The 2,989-nt window shown below is 71.1% G+C and carries 2 protein-coding genes; both read left to right on the forward strand.

From position 1 onward, the window contains the following. The first annotated feature begins 263 nt into the window (after nt 1-263). Entirely contained in the window at nt 264-2,306 is a 2,043-nt protein-coding gene (locus DD1DGNOD_RS04405) for a thioredoxin domain-containing protein (RefSeq protein WP_131769509.1), read from the forward strand. A gap of 222 nt (nt 2,307-2,528) precedes the next feature. After that, nucleotides 2,529-2,989 (forward strand): hypothetical protein (locus DD1DGNOD_RS04410; protein ID WP_131769510.1); only part of this gene is annotated, 461 nt, incomplete at its 3' end.

Consider the following 2,989-nt stretch of genomic DNA (forward strand, 5'->3'; position numbering starts at 1 on the left):
CCCGGAGAAGCCGGATCGGAAGGAGCCGGATCCGGAGACGTCGGAAGAGGGGGACGCGGCCAAGGGGCGTGACGTCCTGTTCGTACACTTTGCCATGATTTCGGCCGAGTCTGCGACCACAGTCGTAACCAGAACTGTGAGCGGGACGGCGCGGCGGGTACGGCGCGGGTCGCGATCCGGTCGGCGTGCACCACACAGGTTCCAAGGTTTCGAAGCCGGCCGAGCTTCCCGACAGTAGGCCCGGCAACGGGAATGCTGGGCATATGCCGAACCGTCTAGCCGACCAGACCTCGCCGTACCTCCTTCAGCATGCCGACAACCCGGTCGACTGGTGGCCGTGGGGCTCGGACGCCTTTGCCGAAGCTGTCGCCAGGGACGCACCCGTCCTGCTGTCAGTGGGCTACGCGTCCTGCCACTGGTGCCATGTGATGGCGCACGAGTCCTTCGAGGACCCCGACGTCGCATCGATCATGAACGAGCACTTCGTCAACGTCAAGGTCGACCGTGAGGAGCGGCCCGACGTCGACGCCGTCTACATGGACGTCACCGTCGCTCTCACCGGCCAGGGCGGCTGGCCGATGACGGTGTTCCTCACCCCGGCGGGCGAGCCGTTCTTCGCCGGTACGTACTTCCCGCCGGTGTCGCGGCCGGGGATGGGATCGTTCCGGCAGCTTCTTGTCGCGGTCACGAACGCCTGGCGGACGCGGCGTGACGAGGTGGCGGCCTCCGGTGCGGACATCGCACGCCAGATCGCCGCGATGGCGCTGCGCTCGGGTGCCCCGCCGGCCAGGCTCACCGACGAACTGCTCGGCACCGCGGTGGAGAAGGTCGCGCGGACCTTCGACCCGGAGCACGCCGGTTTCGGGTCGGCGCCGAAGTTCCCGCCGTCCGCTCTGCTGGAGATGCTGCTGCGGCACCAGGCACGCACCGGGGACGCTGCCAGCCTGCGGATGGTCACCGCCACCTGCGAGCGGATGGCCCGCGGAGGGATCTACGATCAGCTCGCGGGCGGGTTCGCTCGCTACAGCGTGGACGCCACCTGGACCGTCCCGCACTTCGAGAAGATGCTCTACGACAACGCCCAGCTGCTACGGGTGTACCTGCACCTGTGGCGGGCGACCGGGTCACCGCTGGCCGAGCGGGTCGCCCGGGAGACCGCTGCCTTCCTGCTACGTGACCTGGGGACCGCCGAAGGCGGGTTCGCCTCGGCGCTGGACGCGGACACGGTCATGCCCGGCGGACCCGACCCCGGTGAACCCGACCCACACAGGCATGGCTCCGGCGGTCACAGCGTGGAGGGCGCCACCTACGTGTGGACGCCGGCCGAACTCGTCGACGTCCTCGGCCCGGACGACGGCGCCTGGGCCACGGGCGTGTTCGGCGTGACTGCCGCGGGCACGTTCGAGCACGGCACGTCCGTGCTGCAGCTGCGGGCGGATCCCGACGAACCGGGCAGGTTCGCGTCGGTGCGCGAGCGGCTTTTCCGGTCGCGGGCGGCCCGCCCGCAGCCTGCCCGCGACGACAAGATCGTCGCAGCCTGGAACGGGCTTGCGATCGCGGCGCTCGCCGAGGCCGGCGCGCTGCTGGCCGAGCCGGCGTGGGTGGTCGCGGCCACGCGGGCCGCGACGCTGCTGCGCGACGTCCACCTGGTGGACGGCCGGCTGCGACGCACCAGCCGGCACGGCCGCGCCGGGACGAACGCCGGGGTGCTGGAGGATTACGGGGACGTCGCCGAGGGTTTGCTCGTCCTGCACCAGATCACCGGGGACGAACAGTGGCTGGCGCTGGCAGGCGACCTGCTGGCGGTTGTTCGCGAGCACTTCACCGCGGACGACGGTGGTTTCCACGACACCGCCGACGACGCCGAGCTGCTGCTGCGCCGGCCACGGGACCCCTCGGACTCGCCGACGCCGTCCGGCCAGGCCGCAGTCGCCGGCGCCCTGCTGACCTACTCGGCCCTGACAGCATCGTATGAGCATCGGCAGGCTGCCGAGCGCGTCCTGGAGACGCTCACCCCGCTGCTCGCCGCGAACGCGTCCTTTGCCGGGTGGGCCGGGGCGGTCGGTGAGGCGCTTGTGGCCGGACCTGCCGAGGTTGCCGTCGTCGACCGTCCGGACCTCGAGCGGGTGGCCCGGCTGGCCACCTCGCCGGGCGCGGTCGTGGTCACGTCCGGACCGCTGGCGCGGGGGCGGACCTCCGCCGGGGTCTACGTGTGCCGGGGTTTCGTCTGCGAACGGCCGGTGACCACCGCCGAGGCGGTGCGTGACCAGTTGGGAGTCCGGCTCGTCTTGCCGTCGACCGGCTGAGCGTCTTGGGTGGATGCCCCGGATGGACGTCTCAGAGGGAGATCCCGGCCGAGCGCCCCGGAACGAGATCCGGACCTCCATCCGGATAGAGATCTGGATGGAGGTCCCGGGGACGTCTCCTGACTGATATCTATTGCCGCGTATCTCATGTAAGGGTGTAATCAAACAAGGTGCGAGACGCGCGGAAGTCCACACCGGGTGCAGGTGACGAGGAGGCACGGCATGGCAGGTTCGCGTGGACGCGGCTTCGGTCGTTGGGGCGAGCGTGAGCAGGCGCCGCCCGCGGATGACGCGTCGGCATGGTTCGCCGGGAGGCTCCCCGACGGCTGGTTCACCGCCCCCGCGGCGGTGACCGTCGACCGGGACGAGATCGTGGTCGTGGGGACGATCCCCGCGCCGGAGCTGGAGACCGACGATCCCGCTGCGGCCGCCGCCGCCGAGTCGGGTCGCATCCGCCGGTTTCGTGAGCAGACCAGGGAGGCCCGCATCGCGATTGCCCAGGAGGCCGAGCGGCGCTACGGGCGCAAGGTGGCATGGGGGGCGACCGCGGGCGGGACGACCGAGCTGTTCACCACGTTGTCCGTTCCGGTGATGACCAGGCTCCGGCAGCCGGAACGCCATGTGCTCGACACGCTGGTCGACTCCGGGGTCGCGCGCAGCCGAAGCGACGCGCTGGCCTGGTG

This window comes from Candidatus Protofrankia californiensis, from assembly GCF_900634765.1.
GTDB lineage: Bacteria > Actinomycetota > Actinomycetes > Frankiales > Frankiaceae > Protofrankia > Protofrankia californiensis.